This window comes from Haloferax sp. YSSS75 (assembly GCF_046764215.1).
GTDB lineage: Archaea > Halobacteriota > Halobacteria > Halobacteriales > Haloferacaceae > Haloferax.
This window is the reverse complement of the sequence record NZ_CP177206.1, coordinates 2,408,304-2,428,745: the sequence shown is the minus strand read 5'-3', so window position 1 is coordinate 2,428,745 and position 20,442 is coordinate 2,408,304. Positions and strand designations below refer to the sequence as shown.

16 protein-coding genes are annotated in these 20,442 nt (G+C 61.3%); 8 read left to right on the top strand and 8 right to left on the bottom strand.

The annotated features are described in order from the left end of the window. Positions 1 to 35: 35 nt before the first annotated feature. The 6 genes from ACK3R5_RS12845 to ACK3R5_RS12820 all read right to left on the bottom strand — a co-directional run bounded on the left by ACK3R5_RS12845 (position 36) and on the right by ACK3R5_RS12820 (position 3,636). Positions 36 to 1,232 (bottom strand): MFS transporter, encoded by a 1,197-nt coding sequence (locus ACK3R5_RS12845; RefSeq protein ID WP_411967222.1) that lies wholly within the window; start codon positions 1,230 to 1,232, stop codon positions 36 to 38. 75 nt (positions 1,233 to 1,307) lie between these two features. Further along, positions 1,308 to 2,159, bottom strand: a complete 852-nt coding sequence (locus ACK3R5_RS12840; protein WP_411967221.1) for a universal stress protein — start codon at positions 2,157 to 2,159, stop codon at positions 1,308 to 1,310. Between the two features lie 59 nt (positions 2,160 to 2,218). Then, positions 2,219 to 2,413, bottom strand: coding sequence for a hypothetical protein (locus ACK3R5_RS12835; RefSeq protein WP_411964451.1), 195 nt, complete (start codon positions 2,411 to 2,413; stop codon positions 2,219 to 2,221). A 60-nt stretch (positions 2,414 to 2,473) separates the two neighbouring features. Then, on the bottom strand, positions 2,474 to 2,629 hold the full coding sequence (locus ACK3R5_RS12830; RefSeq protein WP_411967220.1) for a hypothetical protein: 156 nt from the start codon (positions 2,627 to 2,629) through the stop codon (positions 2,474 to 2,476). A 271-nt stretch (positions 2,630 to 2,900) separates the two neighbouring features. Further along, positions 2,901 to 3,152, bottom strand: coding sequence for a hypothetical protein (locus tag ACK3R5_RS12825; protein WP_411967219.1), 252 nt, complete (start codon positions 3,150 to 3,152; stop codon positions 2,901 to 2,903). Positions 3,153 to 3,378: 226 nt separating this feature from the next. After that, a complete protein-coding gene (locus tag ACK3R5_RS12820) occupies positions 3,379 to 3,636 on the bottom strand; it encodes a hypothetical protein (RefSeq protein ID WP_411964448.1) in 258 nt (85 codons plus the stop codon). 580 nt (positions 3,637 to 4,216) lie between these two features. Here ACK3R5_RS12820 and ACK3R5_RS12815 point away from each other — a divergent pair. Together ACK3R5_RS12815 and ACK3R5_RS12810 are read left to right on the top strand one after the other, a co-directional pair. Then, positions 4,217 to 10,990 carry a CARDB domain-containing protein gene (locus ACK3R5_RS12815; protein WP_411968660.1) on the top strand — a complete coding sequence of 2,258 codons (6,774 nt, stop codon included), beginning with the start codon at positions 4,217 to 4,219 and terminating at the stop codon, positions 10,988 to 10,990. A gap of 99 nt (positions 10,991 to 11,089) precedes the next feature. Then, positions 11,090 to 12,187 (top strand): cell surface protein, encoded by a 1,098-nt coding sequence (locus tag ACK3R5_RS12810; protein ID WP_411967218.1) that lies wholly within the window; start codon positions 11,090 to 11,092, stop codon positions 12,185 to 12,187. Between the two features lie 135 nt (positions 12,188 to 12,322). Here the strand turns inward: ACK3R5_RS12810 and ACK3R5_RS12805 are convergent, their stop codons facing one another. Next, entirely contained in the window at positions 12,323 to 12,853 is a 531-nt protein-coding gene (locus ACK3R5_RS12805) for a metal-dependent hydrolase (protein ID WP_411967217.1), read from the bottom strand. An 86-nt stretch (positions 12,854 to 12,939) separates the two neighbouring features. Here ACK3R5_RS12805 and ACK3R5_RS12800 point away from each other — a divergent pair, with 86 nt between their 5' ends. The 6 genes from ACK3R5_RS12800 (at position 12,940) to ACK3R5_RS12775 (ending at position 19,664) form a co-directional block, all read left to right on the top strand. Beyond that, positions 12,940 to 13,689: an ABC transporter ATP-binding protein gene (locus ACK3R5_RS12800; RefSeq protein ID WP_411967216.1), complete on the top strand. Its 750-nt coding sequence runs from the start codon at positions 12,940 to 12,942 to the stop codon at positions 13,687 to 13,689. After that, positions 13,682 to 14,917, top strand: coding sequence for an FtsX-like permease family protein (locus tag ACK3R5_RS12795; RefSeq protein ID WP_411967215.1), 1,236 nt, complete (start codon positions 13,682 to 13,684; stop codon positions 14,915 to 14,917). The genes ACK3R5_RS12800 and ACK3R5_RS12795 overlap by 8 nt, the downstream gene beginning before the upstream one ends. Then, entirely contained in the window at positions 14,910 to 16,187 is a 1,278-nt protein-coding gene (locus tag ACK3R5_RS12790) for an ABC transporter permease (protein WP_411967214.1), read from the top strand. The genes ACK3R5_RS12795 and ACK3R5_RS12790 overlap by 8 nt, the downstream gene beginning before the upstream one ends. Before the next feature lie 252 nt (positions 16,188 to 16,439). Then, entirely contained in the window at positions 16,440 to 17,717 is a 1,278-nt protein-coding gene (locus ACK3R5_RS12785) for a low temperature requirement protein A (RefSeq protein ID WP_411967213.1), read from the top strand. A gap of 491 nt (positions 17,718 to 18,208) precedes the next feature. Continuing rightward, positions 18,209 to 18,871: a helix-turn-helix transcriptional regulator gene (locus tag ACK3R5_RS12780; protein ID WP_411967212.1), complete on the top strand. Its 663-nt coding sequence runs from the start codon at positions 18,209 to 18,211 to the stop codon at positions 18,869 to 18,871. Between the two features lie 187 nt (positions 18,872 to 19,058). Next, on the top strand, positions 19,059 to 19,664 hold the full coding sequence (locus ACK3R5_RS12775; RefSeq protein ID WP_411967211.1) for an OsmC family protein: 606 nt from the start codon (positions 19,059 to 19,061) through the stop codon (positions 19,662 to 19,664). A gap of 113 nt (positions 19,665 to 19,777) precedes the next feature. On the opposite strand, the gene ACK3R5_RS12770 is transcribed toward ACK3R5_RS12775, so the two are convergent. After that, the gene (locus tag ACK3R5_RS12770) at positions 19,778 to 20,311 is read right to left on the bottom strand and encodes a type 1 glutamine amidotransferase domain-containing protein (RefSeq protein WP_411967210.1); all 534 of its coding nucleotides are present in this window, start codon (positions 20,309 to 20,311) and stop codon (positions 19,778 to 19,780) included. Between the last annotated feature and the right edge of the window lie 131 nt (positions 20,312 to 20,442).

Sequence of the window (20,442 nt, the reverse complement as noted above, 5' to 3'; positions counted from 1 at the left end):
TTTTCAGTGAAGAGGCACAACACGGCGTCTCCTCATCACCCATCAACTGCAGTCCCAACCCGAATCCACGCTACACCCGCAACCACCACCAGCACTCCAACCGGAATCGCCACCAACTGCATCGCCAGTTCAATCCCCGAATCCGAAATCACGAATCCGAGCGCCGCAGGAACACCGGCAATCCCTAGCGCCGACACCACTAACGCGAAGCTATTGATCGGCGCACTGTGCTCGGGTGCGGCCTCGGTCGAGTAGGCCAGAAGCGTGGGATATTGCCCCGACAGCGAGAATCCAATCCCGAACAACCCGACGAGCACACCCAGTCCTGTCGCGACGAAGAACGTGTAGACGACCGACACCAGACACACCACGGCGAGGCCGAACATCAGTCGAACGTACCCGACGCGCGCAGACAGTTTGCCGGCGACGAATCGACCGGGGATGTACGCGACCAACAACACGCTCAGCGACGCGGTCACCATCGACGCCGGCACGCGCCCCTCCGCGAACGTCGTCAACCACGTGAACAACGCCCCCTCGATACCGGTCGACAGGAAGATGCCTGCGGCCATGACGAGGACCGCCGGTCGTTGCCCCACGCGCCGAATCTCAGAGAGTGTGAGCACGTCGTCACCGCCCGATTCGACACTTGGTGCTGGCAGCCACCACACTAGCGCAGCAATCGGGAAGAACCCAACCCCGAGCGCATAGTACGCGAAGCGCCAGTCACCCAACCACAACGCAACAGTCACGACCAGCGGGCCAATCGTCGCGCCGACGGCCCACATCGCGTCGTAGTAACTGAACCACTTGCCTCGATTCGCTGGATGCAGGTGACTCAACAGCGGCCGGTCGGTCCCGCGTCCGATTCCGCCGAACGACCCACGGGCGAGCAACGCGGCCAGAAAGAACGCGAACGAGGGCGTAAAGCCGATGACGAACACGCTCACACCAGTGCCGAGGATCCCAACCAGAAAGAGCCGATTCGTGTTCACACGACCGGCCACCGCGCCGACGAGCGCGACGAACACCAGAAAGCCAATCGTCCCCGCGGGCGCGACGAGGCCAAGAAGCCAGTCGGGGGTTCCGAACGCCTCCCGAAGGAGGGGGACGACGGACCCACGCATCTGGAGGCTCGCTCCCTCGAGTGCGACGTACGCGAAAATCGCCAGCGTCCACCAGCGTCGCGTGTCTGCCGCGGGGTCGGTGGTCGTGTCGTGGGCGTGTTCCATCTACTGGACTGTTCTCCGAGTCACTGAAAGAGGTTCCCGAATCGGTCAGAAATGGTGGATTCCGCTTCGAGACGCTTAGGCTTCGTCTCGCTCGCGAACCGTCAACACGGGCACCGGCGACCGTCGCAGGAGTTTCTCGGCGACGCTCCCGAGCATGAACCGGTCGAACCCGCTTCGGCCGTGGGTACCGATGACGACGAGGTCGATATCGTGGTCCTCGACGTACGCTCGAATCTCGCCCGAAATCGACACGCCGTGTTCGACGGCGCTCGTCACCGACCCCACACCAATCTCGGTCGCAATCGCGTCGGCCTCCTCGACGAACCTGTCTGCGTTTTCTTCGAGTGCGTCGATGAGTTGCGGGCCGCGAACGTCGGCAGCGAGCGTGGCGACGTCGACGACCGAGAGGACGTGGAGGTCGGCGTCGGTCTCCACCGCGAGTTCGCTTCCGAGTCGGTGTGCGGTGGTCGCACAGGTGCTCCCGTCGGTCGGCGAAAGAAGGCGCTCGTAGGGATACGAGAGGCCACCGTCTGCATCGGGACTCACTGTCAAGACGGGCACGGTCGACCCCCGGACGACGCGTTCGGTCGTACTCCCGAGGACCAACCGACTCAACCCGGTTCGGCCGTGGGTCGGCATCACGACGAGGTCGACGTCGGTGTCGTTCGCGTAGGCGACGATCTCCTCGTACGGTTCGCCGTGGCGAATCTCGTCGACCGTGTCGAGACCGCTCCCTTCGGCGCGGGCGACTGCATCGCTGAGGAAGTGTTCTGCGTCGCCGGCCTGGGGTCGGCGCTTCGGGTCGTCGGGGCTGACGTACAGGAGGTGGAGCGTCGCATCGTGTGTGGTCGCGATGTCGACGACGTGGTCGAGCACGCGGTCGGCACCACTGCTGCCATCCGTCGGAAAGAGGAGGTGGTCGAACATACGGTCTATCGACGCCGGTGACAGTTAATTTGTGACCACGGGCAGCTAACCGACTCGATTCAGTCTTTGAATGCCCAGACGCCGAGTTGGATGACCTCTCGAATCGTCACTCCCGCAGCGAAGACGTAGACGGTTTCGATAGGAAGACGCAGGAAATCGATACCTGCGACGGCGAGCGACATGAGAATCGCCATTCCGACCCACGCGAACGCAACCTTTCGTTCTGTCACCGATTGTGTACCCAGCCCTGCCATAGACGACCATACGAGCGGATTTACTTAAGCTGTGAGGGCCGTGATGAGTAGGGAGCCTCTCTAATCTGCGACGCTGGGCCGGACAGGACTCCCGTTTAGCTCCGGACTCGACTCGCCGATCAATCGGCACAACGTCTCTTCCATCGTCTCCCCGTCTCGGTTGTGTGTTCTGAGGTAGGTGTGGAACGGTTCTGAGACGCGGATGGACTTGGTCATTGTACCGCTGTTGTCATCTGGCGTGATAAGTGCCACCACTAAACACATCCACCAGTTTGGTTCGACCAGTTACCGGGCGAAACGTGCTCACCGAGGATTCGCTCCCGAAGATGTAGCTCGCACTCTCACAGTACTTCTCACTCGCGCCCACGTGCTAACGGTACCCACCACCAACACCAGCGGAAGCGCGACCATGACATCGCCAACGCGCTGACCGAGTACGGACGTGTCGATTAGCTCGTGCTCGTCGCCAGCCTCTCTCACGCACCGCTCAGCGTAATCGATGACGCGGCGTCGTGTACAGGTGGACGTCCTCGCAGAGCACGCTCTGTATCGTCGATTCTCCATTCGTAAAGAGGTCTGCCGGCTCTTCGATTTGCTCAGTCGGATAGATGTGTTTCGCCCCCCCGTAGCCGTGAGAGAGCTCGACGTCGACTGCGAATCGAACGAACACCCATCGGTCGGGAACTGAACAGACCTCTGTTGGCACAGTCTCTCCTTCCTCGTATCGCTCGTTGCCCATGTGTATCACCCACTCCGAACCCGTGTCGACGACAGTAACCCACCCCTCTCGTGGGACGCCGTGTGTCTGGTTCGGCTGCTGTTTCGGCCACTGCTGATATAATCGTTACTCAGCGGACGACCCTCGTCGCCTGACGCGACGCTCACGCGATTGGTCAGGCGACCCACTCAGAACAGCGGTGGACTCGCTGGCCCACGGTACCCGAACTCGTCGAACGACCCGTCCGTCACCGCAACATATCGTGCGGGACTGTATACAACCGGACGTCGTCCGTGACCAACGACTCAGTCGCCATCCCGTCTGCAGCGAAGAGGTCGGCAGTGCTCTCTACCGTCTCCGTTGGATACACGTGTTTTGCGCTTCCGAACCCACCGTAGATTTCGACCGAGACGGCGAATCGGACGTCGTCTCTGTCTTCACTGTCTGGAGCAGAGCGAAGCTCCACCGGTACTTCCTCCCCTGCGTCGTAATGTTCGTTGACCATGTGTCGGACCCCAATCGTCCCTCTCGTTCCAGCAGTGACCTACCCCCGGTCTCGAGACACTGTGTGAGTGGTTCGAGTAGTATTCGAACAACCAATAATAAAATAATTACTCAAGATACAACTGATTCTGCGCGCGCGAAACGCTAACTGGTTCGTTCGACGGACGCTGACCGTGGACGCACCTGCTGGCCTTCGAGCAGTACCGGGGGGTCACGGAGAGGCGAATAGTATAACGACCATATCTTTGTTATACCTCGACGGATGGAGTAGACGAACCCGGTGTCGGAAACCTGTCTTGTCGGAGTCCCTGCCGGGAGGGAGTACAGGGGCCACGGTCACGGTACGAATTCCTTACATACTCATCCTGTCAGTTTGTGATTGGTCACACGATTCTGCTCGTAGACGCAGGGGGAGTTAGGCACACGATTATCGAGACACGTCACCGTGACGCGCCGCCGAGCGAAACAACTCGAATATCCTGACATTCAAAAGTATTATGACGATTCTATTTGTTGAAAGGTATATGAGTCGTTACGGTAGACTTGGTTCGACAGCGCCAAGTCTCATACTCACGCTCATCATGATTGTCTCGGTCTTCGCAGGTCCAGTGTCTGCGAGTCTCGGGACGGCAAGTGATGGGTCACTACAGGATGGACCACCGATTCACCAAGTCGACGTCCCCGACGACCAGTTGACACAGGCATCAGAAAACATCTCTATCTGGGACGGCGCCTTTCTGAGTCTTCGTCCGAACAAGACGGACTCTCGCTTCGATACCGCTGCAGCGTATCAGGTCAAGACGCTCGATACCTACGTCGAGACGAGCGTCGCGAACCAGGACCTCCAGAAGAACCCCGTCTACATGTACAATCAGGGGTCTGCGGTTCCCTTCACCTTCGATGGTATCTCGAACGACCTCATCATCGATGGGAAGAAGGTCCAACTCGTCGCAGCGAAGGTCGAAAAGGGGGCGACGCTCCCGGGCTCTATCTCTGGTGTCGCCACGAAACTGACGAACGACGACAACGTCACGTCATCTGTGGTCGGCAGTACGACCGGGACTGACGGGACGAACGAGTTCTCGTTCACGCCTGACGAATCCGGGATGTGGATGTTCGCCGTCGTCGCCGTCGAAGACGGTGCACAGGGCTTCACCGATGCCGACGGCGACGGCAACCTCGAGACGAACGGGAACGTCACCTTCGTCGGTGTCGACCTCCTCCCCGTTCAACAGGGCTCGTCTTCGGTCAGCACTCCCTCGGTTGCGGGCAACGGTGAGAACGTCTCCGTCGATGTCGACGCATCGAGCCTCGGCGCGAGCGAAGTCAGCCACACGGTCATGGTCTTCAACGAGACCGACCTCGACAACTACCTGCAAATTATCAACGCATCCGACCGCTCGAACATCACGCTCGAGACGGAGGTCGGTCGCTACAACGGCACGACAGAGCGACCTGCAGATGCGAACATCATGGGCCTCCAACCCGGTGCGCAGTCGGTCTCCGGGAGTGAGACCGCAGGAACGCTGTTCGGCCGCCTGATCGGTTCCGGTGGCCAGTTCGACAGTGTCACCACGCTCCCACCGAACGCGACGGTCTACCAGTCGAGCGTGACGAAGGTCGGAGGGGCACAGACGACTGTCGACGTGCCCATCGACGATAACGCCACGCCCGGGCAGTACGTGGTCATGCACGTCGCGACGAACCAGTCGGGGACGGACTCGGTGACGAGTCGGTCCTCGGTGGAAGTCGTCGACACTGTCCAACTCAATCTCGAGGTCAACACCTCGAACCCCGTCGCGGGACAGGACGTGAAGATAACCGTGACGCGGTCTGACGATGGAAGCCCTGTCGGCGGTGCGACAGTGACCGTCAACGGCCGGACCGTCAAGACGAACGCCAACGGTGTCGTGACGATTCGCATCAAGACGCCCGGGAAGGCCACCGCGACTGCTGCGAAATCCACGACCAACGGTAACGTGTTCGACGAAGATTCGGTCGCACTCGACGTCCAATCGCCCGCGACGTTCGAGTACTCGAATCTGAGCGTCTCCCCACAACAAGTGCTCGTCGACGAGGGCGTGACTGTCGACGCGACTATCACCAACGTGGGCGACGTCGCCGGTGCGTACAACGCGTCCGTCACCGTCGACGGCCAACCCGTCGGCACTGCACAGTCTGCATCGCTCGACCCGAACAATTCGACCGACGTGAGTTTCACCACGTCGCTCGACACCAGCGGGACGTACGACGTGGCCGTCGACGAACTCTCGACGACGGACGAAGAACTCATTCCCAAGTCCGTTCGCGTGGTCACGCCCGCGAACACGAGTGTGAGCACTGTCTCGGTGACGCCGACGAGCATCACCTCGGCCGAGCGATACACCGTGAACGCCACCGTCGAGAACACGGGTGGCCTCTCGGATACGGTCACGGTCACGTTCACCGTCACGAACGAGACGGGCCAACTCGTCTTGCAACGAGACAAGACGCTCAGTGTCGGTGCTGACTCGTCGAAACAGGTCGCCATCAGCACCCTCGCCCCGCAGTCCGCAATCGGCACGGACCGCATCGAGAACTTCACCGTCGACGTCGATGGCGTCGAAGCGGACTCGAAACTGACGGTCACGATTCCAGACACCGAATCACCGTCCGTCCGTCTCCGGTCCCCATCGACCGGTGAGACGAACTATGGCACGCCGATTACCGTCACCGTCACCGACAGCGAGTCGGACGTCCAGTCAGCGACCTACGACTTCGGAGACGGCCCGCAGTCGCTCTCACTCGATACGAACGGAAACGCGACGATTCAGACGGACTCCCTCACCGAGGGCGAACAGACGCTCGTCGTCAACGCGACAGACACGTCGGGCAACACGATTTCGCGGACGTTCACGTTCGACTTCGTCTCCTCGCCGCGCATCACCAGTGTCGCCCCCACAGGCGTCGCCGGACCGTCGTCAGCACTCTCCGCAACGTTCGCTGACGACAGAAACGGTGACGCAGATACCGGTATCAACGCGAGCGCGACGACGCTCCTCGTCAACGGCAACGAGGCCAACCTCGGCGACGCGACGACGTCGTCGACGTCCGCGCTTGAAATCGACCTTGCAGACACAGGTGTCACTCTCACCGAAGGCGTGAACACGGCGAAACTCACCGTCGTGGACAACGCAGGACACGCGACTTCGCGCGTGTTCGAATTCGAGTACGACGAGACTGCGCCCACGACGTCCATCTCGCACGACCTCGTAACCGACGAAGAGGTGAGTGCGAACAACACGGTCAACGTCACGCTCGACACTGCGGACGAACATCTCGAGTCCGCGACGTTCGTCGTCGAACGCACCGATGGGACGGCAGTCTACACGCGCGACGTGACGTCACTCGCGAAGTCGACGGATAGCGCCTTTACCATCCAGTGGAACGGCACGGACGACTCCGGGAGCAAACTCTCTCGGGGTGACTACAACCTCACGCTCGTCAGCACCGACGCCGCTGGCAACAGCGCGGTTGGTAACGTAACCGTCCCAGTCGACAACCAACTGCCGGTGTACGACATCCCGGCCGTCAACGGGACGGACGGCACCGTCTACACGAACAGTTCGATCAACGTCACGTACAACACGTCCGAACCCGCCCACGTCACGTACACGCTGGTCTCCTCGTCCGGCGTCTCCGCGACGTTCACGCGCGTGACGAACAAGGCGACGCTCCAGAATCACACACTGGACGTGACGTCGAAACTTCCGGATGGCATCTACGGTCTGAAGGCCACGGTGACGGACACGGCGAACAACACCGTCACCGTCTACCGTAACAAACCGGTCGTCGTCGACACGGCGTCGCCCGGACTCGCAGGAACGCTCAACATCAACGAGACGACGGGGAACCTCACGGTCAACGTGACCAGTACGGAAGCGGTCCCGTCCACTCCGGTCGCGACGATTACGTATCCGGATTCGAGTCAGGGGACACCCCAACTCGCGCGGGCGGGCCCAAGGTCGTGGACGACACAGCTCGACACGAACGCGTCGGGCGAGTACCTCCTCGACGTGTCGGTGACCGACCGCAGCGGAAACATCGGGTCCGACACCGGCGCTGCGAACGTCTCGGGACACGACTTCCAGACCGACAAGAGCGTCCTCATCGTGAGTTCGAGTGGTGAGACGTTCATCAACATCAACGCCAGTGAGACGGCTGACCTGCCCGCAGGCGAGACGGTCATCACGCTGTCCGAGACGAACATCTCGCCGACCACCTTCACGGAAGGGAGTGACGCGACGCAGTACATCGACGCGAACACGCAACTCAACGACAGCCAAATCGACGAGGTGACTTACGGCTTCAGCGAGTCCCTCGACACCAGTGGAGACGGCTTCTACATCGTCTACATCAGAGAAGACGGGACGGAAGAAGTGCTCCCGACTGACCTGAAGGCTGACCCGCTGAACGTCTCGGGTAACTACTACGTGGCGACACGCGGTGGCCTGTCGACGTACGGTGCGTATCCGAACGACACGTCCCCGCCGACGGTCACGTACGACACGCCAGTCGAGGGGGCGACGTTCGAAGAGACCGACAACGAGGTGGACGTGAACGCGACGCTCGACGACAACGTCGAGGTCAACACCTCCTCGGTGACGGTGACCCTCGACAGTGACGGTCAAATCACGGACCTGGATGTCACAAGCGAGGCAGCGATAACGAACGAATCGGTGAACTACACCTCGTTCGGCCTCCCGCCGGCCAACTACACGGTTTCCATCCACGCGGCAGACACCAACCTGACCGCGAACACGGTGACCGAGCAGGTGAACTTCACCATCCAAGACGACCGTGAACCGCCGACGTTCACGGACTTCAACCCCGCTGCGCCCCAGACCTTCCCGTACGGGACGACCACGGTTCCGGTCAACGGGACCTACGAGGAAGCGACTGGCGTGAACGACACCGGTATCGACGAAGAGAACGTAGTCATCCGCTACGACGGTGAGGACATCACCAGTTCGTCGACTGTCACCGATACTGGCTTCGAAACCAACGTCACGGTGAGCGACACCGAGACGCACAACGTGACGGTTCGCGTGCCGGACAACGCCGGCAACGCCGTCATCCGGACGGTGAACTTCAGTGTCAGCCCTGACGACACCGACCCGGCAGTCGAGATTACCGCACCGCAGGAAGGGACGGAACTCTCGAACACCACGACGTCGGTCAACGTGACGGCATCCGTCGCCGACACCGAGAGTGGTGTGAACCTCAGTTCGGTCACCGTCACCTTCGACGGCACCGACAAGACGAGCGCTGCGAACCTCGACGACCTGTCGAACGTCTGGTTCAACAAGTCCGGACTCGAACCGGGTACGAGCCACACGGTGGTCGTCTCCGCTGCAGACAAAGCGGGTAACACCGACGTCTCGACGGTCAACTTCACGGTTGCACCCGACACCACGGCACCGAACGTGACGCGGGTGTCGTCGGCCGGCGAGACGTACAACAGCACGGAGAACTTCACGGTTCTCACGAACTACACCGACCCCGAGAGCGGTATCGACGCCTCGACAGTGAAGATTAAGCTCGACGGGACGGACATCACGAAGAACGCGACGATTTCCGCGAACCCCGGTGCGGCGGTCGAACTCAACGCGACCGACATCGGGTCGGGGACGCACTCGCTGACGGTTTCGGTCACCAACAACAACGGTGACACGACGCTGAACCAGACGACGTTCGACGTCAACGAAGGGCCGGACCTCCTCGTGAGTTCCGCCTCGCTCAACGCGACGGACGTCTTCACTGGCGACGACGTCGAAGTGACTGCATCGGCCGAGAACGTCGGCGACGAGACTGGCACCTTCGACCTCGGCGTCGCCGGTGACAGTCAAGCTGGCACGACCGACTTCGGTGTCACGAAGACGGTCGAACTCGCACCCGGTGAGACGACCACGGAGACCTTCGTCATCAGTTCGTCCACTGCGGGCACCTACACGGTCGGTGTCAACGGCACGAACGCGACGAACACGCTCACGGTGACCTCACCGACTGCCGACATTCAGGTGCTCAGCAGTTCTGCTGCGAGCCCGACCCAACTCCTCGAAAACGAGGAGACCACGGTCACCGTCAAACTGGGTAACCTCGGTGACGCAAGCGGAACCATCGAAGGAAACGTCACTCGAAACGGCACGACCATCGGGAACATCTCGACGTCGCTCGCCACTGACGCACAGAAGACGTTCACCTTCAACGACACGCCACCGGCACCCGGTGACTACGTCTACGCCTTCGAAGGGTCGGAAATCGAGACGATAACTGTCGAACAGCGCGCACCTGCGTTCAGTATCGCTTCGACCTCGCTCTCGGGGACGACAGTCGAGACTGGCGAGAAGTTCACCGTCAGTGTGACCGTCAAAAACAAAGGTACTGCACAGGGAACCACGTCCAAGACCCTCAAGGCCAACAGTACGACGCTCGCGACAAAGAGCGCTACAATCGCCGCGGGGTCGTCGAAGAAACTGACGTTCACCGTCAAAATCGGCACCGAAGGGACCTACGACCTGACGGTCGATGGCGTCTCCATTGGAACGCTGACTGTCGAAGCCAAATCCACCGGTGACGATGGTACTGGCGACGGTGACACCGGTGACGGTGACACTGGCAACAACGCCGGTGGCGGCGGCGGTGGCGGTGGCGGCAACGCAGGCCCACCGCCGAAAGCCTCCGGTCGGTACGATAGTGGCCAACTCTCGTACGCAGATGGATACACGGCGTCGCTGCCGAACGGTTCCGGCGTGACCCAGCTGGGAATGGCCTTCGGAAAGAAGATTCGTGGCCAGGTTCTCGTCCGCGAAATCGACGGCATTCCAGGGACGATTGGCACGCCGAAGGGTGAGCCAGTCGGTTGGCTCCGAATCGAAGTGCCGGAGGACGCAGAAGAGACGCAATCGACGCTCACGTTCCGCGTCAGACAGTCGAAACTGGACGACATGGGCGTGACGGCGAGCGACCTTCGAGTCGTGCGATACAACGACGACACCGGTGAGTGGGAGACTCTCGACACGCGTGTCACAGAGAAGGGCGACGACGCAGTCGTCCTCGAAGCAGACACACCCGGGTTCTCCTACTTCGGAGTCGTCGCACAGCAGGTGTCGACGACGACGACGACGCCCGGCGAATCCACGACGACGACCGACGAGTGGGACACTGACGATACCGAGACTACGACGACAACAACCGACAGTGGGGAACAGGACGGTTCCACCACGACGACGAGTTCCAGTATGCCTGGATTCGGCGTCGTCGTGGCTCTCGTGGCTCTCATCGCACTCGCACTCGTCGCAGTCCGTCGCGACTGACGACTGACCGCACCGCGCTGTCTTTTTATTTTTCCGAACGGGAAGCGTGACTGACTGTCTCTGCCTACAGATATTTAGGGCACGTCACCAAAGCGGGTAGTGATGCTACGCCCCCGCGTCTCGGTTTCTGTCTTCGTGGTCGCTACGGTCCTCCTCGCGTCTATCGCGCCCCTCACACTCGGGACGAACGGCGACTACGACCTCGATATCGCCGGGTCGGTCGACACTGTCGACCGGACCGTCTCGACGTCGTATGGAACGGTTACGATTACCGAAGTTGGCCGTGCCGATGCCGGTGAAAGTGTCACCGTCTCGGTCGCTGCGGCCACCGACGACGGGTATACGATAACGGTCCTCGACGGCGAGCAACGCATTCGCCGGAGTCGCTCTGGAAGCGGTGACGTGACGACGACGTTCGACACCGATGGGTTGGAAGCTGGAACGTACGCCGTCGCCGTCGGCAACCAGTCGACCGACGAGGTGTACGAAGTCGAACCGCTCGTGATTCGCGCGTACGAAGTCGTGGTCGAATCGAACACAACTGTCGAGGAAGGAGACACACTCGACGTGACTGTCGACCTAAAACAGGTCCAGTCTGGTGAGCAAGTCCGAAACGTCCAGATAGCTGTGACAAACGGTTCTGAGAGTGTTTCAGTCGATGCGACACCCTCTGGCGACCTGACGTACACGGCGGATGTTCCGGTCGACGATTTCGCTCCAGGCGACTACTCACTGTATGCGGTTGTTCGTTCTGACGACACAACTCTCGGCGAAAATGAACTTGTTGGCGTGAGCGACGAGAGGACTATCGAAGTGGTCGAACAGTCGACCACCACGGAGTCGGATGGGACTGATTCTTCGACTGGGTCGTCTTCGACTGGCGGCGACGACTCGTCCGACGCGACGACCACAGAAACGGAGACTCCGTCGGACACGACCACAGCGACCACGACGACGCCCGACACGAGGACCGAGACGACCACGGAAGCGACGACTACGGAAGCGACGACGACGGTGACCGAAACGACGACCACTACCACGGCACCGACGACGACTGACGACGGTGTCATCACGCCGAACGAACAGACGACGACGCAGGCGCAGACCACCTCGTCAGAACTCCCGAATCCGGCGGTTCGAGCACTCTTCGGCCTGCTCGTCGTCTTCGGGGTCGGACAACGAATCGTTCGGAACTAACGCCGGACGTTATGTGATTTGACTCCGGGGTTCGGCCTCACCGTCCGTTGAGTGACGAGACGGTCTGATTGCGATTCCTCGTCGGCGTGAGCGACAGAGAGAACAGAACGCCGTTCTCAGGAGAGCAGAACGTCGTTATTGCTGGTGTCGTGCTTGCTGGCGTCGCCTGTACAGGTCGTACGCCCAGATTGCCACCGCGATACCGGCGAGGACGAATTGGATGCGATGCTGCGGGTTGGTCACCGAGTTGATGGCACGAATCCACGGTGGGGTACTGTCTACAGGGTAGTCGAGTGGAGGGAAGACGGGCCACAGCAGGAACCGCACCGACTCAAAGTTCCAGGCCAAGAGCGACCGATACGTATCTCCCACGTAGTGTGAGAGCACACCGACTGTGAATGCAATCGCGTGTTCACCATAGCCCAGTCGGTGGCCCACACGAAGGACGACCATCAACAGTGGGAGCGCGATGAGAAGCGAGTGGCCGAGTGACCGCCCACTGCTCAGCACGCCGACGTAGACGAGTGGTTTGTCCACGAGGTCAGGGAGTTGTGTCCCGAATAACACCGCTATCAGAACCCATCGCCGCGGCGGTGGCTGATTGCGAATCCGCTGGACGACGGCGGCCGCGAGATAGCCGAACGCGAGATGGGCGAGTGGAAACACTACCGAACGTAACCACACCGATGTTAATCAACCGTCTGGTCGGCAAAGCCCGTAGGTATTTGTTACCCTACCGACCTTGTGGAGACATGTCTGATTCGGTCTCCGAGTATCGTCTCTCTCCCCCCGACGAGGCGCCGCCGACGCTCTCCTGTCGGGACGTCGTCCGCGAGTACACACGCGGGTCGAATTCGGTGTTCGCCTCCAGTTCCGACGCACCGACTGTCCGCGCCCTCGACAGCGTCTCCGTCTCTATCTCCACCGGTGAGTTCGTCGCCATCGCCGGCCCGAGTGGGAGCGGCAAGTCCACCCTGCTCCACCTCCTCGCTGCACTCGACACACCCGACAGTGGCGACGTTTCCGTCGCCGGCACCGACGTCACCTCGCTCTCGAACCGTGGCCGAACCCGTCTCCGCCGCGATTCCATCGGCATCGTCTTCCAGCACTTCCACCTCCTGCCCTCGCTCGCCGCGCGGAGCAACGTCGCACTCCCACTCGTCGAACATGGTGTGTCGAAGCGAGCGCGACGCGAACGCGCCGACGAACTGCTCGAACAGGTTGGCCTCGGTGACCGCACCGACCACAAACCCGGCGAACTCTCGGGTGGCGAACAACAGCGCGTCGCTATCGCGCGTGCCCTCGTCGCCGACCCGGCGGTCCTCGTCGCCGACGAACCGACGGGCGAACTCGACACCGAGACGGGCCAGCGCGTCCTCGATTACGTCGAACAGACCGCCACCGAGCGAGCAGTCGTCGTCGCGACGCACGACGAACACGTCATCGAGCGTGCCGACCGGGTCGTCCGACTCCGAGACGGGCGCGTGGTGAACGATGGGTAGGCGCCACCGACTCGTCGGCATCCTCGGCCTCGCCGGGCGGCGCGTCCTCGGCCGACTCACCACGACGTCCTCGAAGCAAGTGGTGTTGGCCGTCTTCGGCGTCGCACTCGCAGTCGCCCTCATGACGACGGTCAGTGGTATCGCACTCGGCCTCGGCGCAGACACCGCGATTCAAAGTGAGGGCGTCGACTACTGGGTGGTCCCCGAGGCGAGTACAGCGTCGTCCGTCGCCGTCTCGGTCGGCGGGCCACAACTCGGCGCGACGCACTCGATAACCGACCGACTCTCTGCGGACGACCGAGTCGACTACGCCACGCCAGTACAGACGCAACTCGTCGAACTGTCTCCGACGACCGGGTCGACAGCGGAGTACGTCCTCGCGGCCGGTATCGTCCCACCGAACGACCCGACGACTGTCGTCGGCCTGTCGACGAGTGCGCTCACACCCGGTGACCCACACTACGCGAACGGCACATACGACGGTCCGCGAACCGGCGAACTCGTGGTCAACGATGCCGGAGCAGAACTCCTCGGCGTCTCCGAAGGCGACACCGTCACCGCGAGCGTCGGGGGGTCGCGAGCGAATTTCACCGTCGTCGACGTCAGCGAGAGCGACCTGTCGAGTGGCGTCGGCCCGGTTCCAGTCGCACTCGTCCACCTCTCGGAACTCCAGACGATGACCGGGTCGACGCAGGGTGACCTCGCCGACCAACTCCTCGTCAGTACGAACTCGCCGAGCGTGAAGTCGGATATCGAGGCGCTGTATCCAGAGACCACCGTCGTCACACAAACCGGATTGGCGGTCCGGGGCACGTCCACGTCGAGTCTGCCGCTCGCGATGGCCGCCGTCTCACTCGTCGTCAGCGTCCTCGTCGGTGTGCTCTTCGTCGCGACGATGATGGGCCTCGAAGTAACCGCCGACCGAAAGAACCTCGCCGTCCTCTCGGCGATGGGCTACCGAACGGGGTCACAGACGTTGCTCGTCGTCGCCGAGACGGTCATCGTCTCGACTGTCGGCGGCGTCGTCGGTATCGTCGTCGGCATCGGTGGTATCTCGCTGACGAACGCCCTCACACAGGAGTTCCTCGGCGTCCGCGTGGCGCTGTTCGACCCGATTCTCGTCGTCTACAGCGTCGTCGTCGCAGCGTGTATCGGCCTGCTCTCGTCGGCGTATCCCGCGTGGTTGACGTGGCGAACGCCAACCCTGGAGGCGATGTCTCGTGACTGACGCCGGGCCTCGTCGTGACGCAGTTCCAGACAGGAGTCGGTTCCCTCGTCTTGCCCGTGTTCGCGCTGCCGCCGGTATCGCTCTCTCACAACTCGATCACGCTCGTGGTCGAACCGTCCTCACGATTCTCGGTATCACGCTCGCCGTCCTCGCGGCGACGCTCCTCGCGGGAACGGGTCTCGGTGTCGTCGAGACGGGCCAACAGAAGTTCGACGCGGCTGGGCGAGACGTCTGGATAACCGGCGGCCCGGTTCGGTTCTCACCGACCGGCGTCGGCGGGTTCGAGAACACCATCGTCGGTGCACACGAGTTAGAAGCGGAACTGGAAGCCCGTGACGACGTTCGTGTCGCCGTTCCGATGGCGTTCCAGACGGTGTACGTCAAATCGAACACCTCCGACTACGAGACGCTCGTCGGCGTCGGCGCCCCTGCTCGTGGCGGGTCGGTCCAGATTACGAACGGCAGCGAGTTCAGTTCTGCCGACGTCCACTACGCCGACGGCGACTACTCGGGGCCGATGACGCACGAAGTCGCCGTCGACCAGCGGACAGCCGGGTTGCTGAACGTCTCTGTCGGCGACTCGCTGTACATCGGTGGGACGACGGGTATCGCCAGACAAAACGAATTTACGGTCGTCGGCATCTCACCGACCTACTCGCGATTCCTCGGCGCACCGAGCGTCGTCGTCCACCTGAGCGAACTTCAGGAAGTGACGGGAACGACCGGTTCCGACAAGGCCACGCTCGTCACCCTCACTGTGAGTGACGACGCGGACCCGAGCGCTGTCGCGGCCGACATCGAGGCGCAGTACCCCCACTACGACGTGCGAACCAACGAGGAACAACTCGCTGAAATCCTCCGCGACCAGGCCGTCGTCATGGCGGCCGGTGCGAGTCTCGTCTTCCTCGCACTGTTCGCTGGCCTCGCACTCACGGTGAATATCCTCCTCTCGCACGTCTACCACCAGCAACGCGAGTTCGCCGCACTCAAAGCGCTCGGGACGTCCTCGTGGACGCTCACGCTCACGCTCGTCTTCCAATCGCTCCTCTTGGGGACGATTGGCGGTGCACTCGGCGTCGCAGTGAGTTTCCCTGCTGCACGCGGACTCGACAGACTCGCCGAACTCGTCGTCGGGTTCGGTGACATCGTTACGCTTCCGACGTGGATTCTCGCTGGTGGCTTCGCCATCGCCTTCGTGATGAGTCTCGTCTCGTCACTCGTCGTCAGTCGACAGATTGCGGGTATCAAACCGTTGGACCACCTCGGGTGACACCCTGACGGTGCGGTCTGTGCTCCCCTCGGTGGCTCCGACAAGATTCTCAGCCGTTGCCAGTTCGTCGAGGTTGTGTTGAATAGAGAGCGGGTCTGCATCAGACGTCAGTCCATCACCCCGTCCGATGCTAACCACGAGAATTCGACAGGGAAATTTGGCGATATCTCACTGTGTGTGAACAATTACCACGGGTTTATCCTGTCTGCTGACCATATCTACGCTCATTAATCGACCGAAATGAGCCGCCAGATGACCCCTACGGAAACGGGAGGCAAACCAGACGCCGAATCAACGGCGATACGGCAGGTACCTCGCCAACTGGGGTCGTCAGTCGTCCGGTTGTGGCGAACAATAAGCGTCCCACCACGAGTGTACACCACCAAGGAGTCCCGGCATGCGACGTGGCTCGAACTCTTCTTCGATCTCGTCTACGTTGCGGCTATTGCCGAACTCGGTGGGCTCCTCCACGACGACACGAGCCTCGATGGACTCTTCGGATTTGCTGGCTTGTTCTTCATCGTCCTCTACACCTGGTTGGGCTTCACGCTCTACGCTGATCAGTTCGATACCGACGACCTGCTCCACCGATTCGGGATGGCGGCGACGATGTTAGGTGTCATCATCTTCACGGCGACTATTCACGACGCCCTCCGCGGTGGCTCGACCGCCTTCGCGCTGGCGTACCTGCTGCTCAGGGTCCTCATGATCGGCATGTACCTCAGGGCCTGGGTTAGCATCCCAGAGTTACGGCCATTCACGAGAGCGGTCGTGCTCTCGACATCGGCGAGTGCCGTGGTCTGGGCGTCTTCGTTGCTCGTTGCCGAGCCCTGGCGGTTCGTCATCTGGGGACTCTCTTTCGTCGTCGGTCTGGCGACGACCACCGTCGTCTACGTCGGGAGTGAGGCCTTACCGAAACCCACCTCTCACTACTCCGAACGACTCGGCCTGTTCACCATCCTCGTCCTGGGCGAAACCGTCATCGCAATCGCCGTGGGGACCTCGGGCACGGACTGGGGATTCAGCTCCGGGCTCGTCGCTGGAACCGGGTTCATCGTAGTCTTGGCCTTGTGGTGGACCTACTTCCGGCACGTCGACGAGTGGTTCCTCCACCGCGCGTTCAATGAGGACCACGGAGCGTGGTCACGTGTCCGCGAGTACTCGCTGGTACACGTCCTGAGCCATTACTTTGTCTACGTCGGAATCGTCACCGCCGGTGTCGGCATCGCGTTCACCATCGAAGCGGCGACGGCCGGACAGACACTTGAGTGGCACCACGCGGCGGTGCTCGTCATCGGCGTTGCCACCTACCTCGTCGGGACCATCGCCGTCCACCGGACGACGTTCGACCCGGTGCGGAATCGGTCGGTGGTCCTCCGACTGGGCATCGCGGTGCTGGTCGCCCTGCCCATCGTAAATCAACCCATAGACCCTGTGATGTTCATCGGGTTCGTGGCCAGCTTACTGGTGACGCTCAACCTCGTGGAAGGTGCGTGGTCGCTGTTCGCTGGCTCCACGGGTGAGAGGTGAATCAACGTCTCTAGATTGACTTCTGCTGAACTCGGGTACTGGCCCGCCGGCCCTAGAGTCATCCTGACCGCCGATGCGGGCCATACAGACGGGAAATTGCCCTGGTCTGAGACATCATTCGTGGTCACGTATCTACAGCCGAATGGGCTCTCCTCTGAGGCTGCCTACTCACTCACGAGCCCAACTTCGATGCAACGGGGTCACTGCAAAAGGAGTGGTGCGTCGTCACCTGCACCGCGTCCATCCGCGTTCGAATGTCAGCGACGCTCACACCGGTCATCGTGGGAGGTCACAACTATTTTGATACCACTTAGCATACCTACATATTGGTGTATGTTAACATGACTCAACGAGATATCACGGCCTCGCCGATCGTCGACATCGCGTATCTCGCTCGGTCCGAGCATCGCATCCCGACGCTTCTTTCGCTCACGGAGCGTCCCCGGAGTCGGTCCGAACTCTGCGAGTTGGGCGGGGTTTCGTCGTCCACGATGCGCCGGACGCTGGATGAATTTGACGACCGGCTCTGGATCCGAAAAGAGGGATATCAGTACGTGGCGACGAGACTGGGCGAGGTTATCGCATCTGGGATGGAGGATCTGATCGAACGGATCGAAACTGAGCGAAAGCTGCGCCACGTGTGGCACTGGCTCCCCGACGAGATCAGCGATTTCCCGTTCGAGACGTGGTCGGACATGACGATAACCGTGGCCGAACCCGATGCTCCGTATCGTCCCGTGAGACGATTCGAGTCACTTCTCCGGAACACGACCACGATACGGTTTCTTCGCCCAGAAGTTGCGCTGATGGACCTCTGCTTCGACCTACTCTATCAGATGGTTGGCGAAGACGTCGAGATGACCTTGATCGACCGACCGAAGTGTCACACGTACTTTCACACGACGTACCCAAGACGCAGCTCGGAGATGATGCAGCAGGACAATTTCGTGATTCTGGAGCACGATGACCTCCCCCAGTACGGCACTGGTCTCCTCGACCGATGTGTCGTGGTTAGTTGTTACGAGGAGGACAGTGGAACCGTCTATGCATTGATCGACACGGACGCACCGGCGGTCCGTGAGTGGGCCAAATCTGCCTACGACACCTACAGGGCCAGTGCACGCCCCGTCGAACTGGAACCTAGCACCGAGTGAGGGCGTCCAGCGGGTGTGGTCGGGTTCAAAAGGGACCCGTTGGCAGTCGGTGACTCGTTTGCAGTGGGTGGAACACTATCAGGAACTGCCCAAATGCCACAAAATAGCTCCAATACTGTCAGCTTCGTACTCACACTGGCCGGGAGGAGACACGAACAGTGCTCTGACCTGGGGAGAGAGACAGACAATGACTGACGGACGACAACTGTCACACGGAATCGACCTCGAAACACTCGAAGAGTTCGCGACACACGCAGCGGAGAATCCCGACGCTCACTGGCTTGGCCTCAAGGCGTCTGCGACCTACGAAGGGACGGCCGCGCATAGCCTGGCGAAAGTCGACAGTTACGAAATTGATGACGAGACGATCAGCCGCGAGACCCGCGAATACACCGTTCCCTACGGTGGCTGGAAGGAAGTTCTAGATGCCGTCGGATGGGTCGGGGCGACCGACCGAATCGAACCGGTCGAAGCGGCACTATCGGCGCTAGCCGCCTGCATCAACGTCGGCATCAGCATCAACGCCGCCGCAAACGGCGTGGCCATCGACCACCTCGAGACGCGCGTCCGGACCGATTTCGACCCGAGAGTTCTCTTTAGCCTCAAGGAACTCAAAGAGGCCGACTCGGCATTCCAGAACCTCACCGCAGAGGTCGAGATAGAGGGCGAGGATCTCGATCAGGACCTCGTCGACGAATGGGCGCGGCGGGCACCCGTCTACACGCTCGTGTCCCTCGCTCAGGATGTCGATATGAACATCAAAACAGCCGCTGAGGTGACGGGCGACGACTGACCGGTGACCACCGATGCGGACGGTGAACTCGTGAACAACGACGCGCGAACTGACGTCCGAACAGATACAGACCCCGACCGGGGCCGGCCCGGATGCCTAGTAACGACGGGTTCCTAGGCGGGTTGCTCGGCCAGTGCGTCCACCAGGACGCGGCAGTAATCGGGGATGTCCTTGACGACGCGTCCCCAGACGATGTTGCCGTCGCGGAACGCCGGTTCGTCGACCCAAGTCGCACCGGCGTTTATCAGGTCGTCCTTGATACCCAGCGACCCCGTCGCGTCCGAGCCCTCGACGATGCCGGCGGAAATGCCGACCAGCCCGGCGTGACAGATCAACCCGATGATTTTGTCGTCCTCGTAGACGTCCCGGACGAGGTCGAGCACCGACTGGTCGCGGCGAATCTTGTCGGGCGTCCAGCCACCGGGGACCAAGACTGCGTCGACCGCCGCCGGGTCGACCTCCCCGGCCGCGAGTTCGGTCTCGGCGGTGAGGCCACCGCTCTTTCCCGTGTACTCGACGCCGGCGTCCATGCCGACGACGTCGACCTGTGCGCCTTCCTCTTTCATGCGCATGTAGACGGCCCAGAACTCTAGGTCCTCGAACCCAGGTCCGACCAACATGGCGATTCGTTTGTCTTCCAGTTTCATGTTCAATCACCGTTGGGAGTACGACCCAGACGTGCGGGACGTTCTCGTCAACGTCGGCCCCGACCGGTCGATGCCCAACCGTACATTGGAATAGACTCCATTTCGGCATAGTCTTTTATTCGGCTTGACGA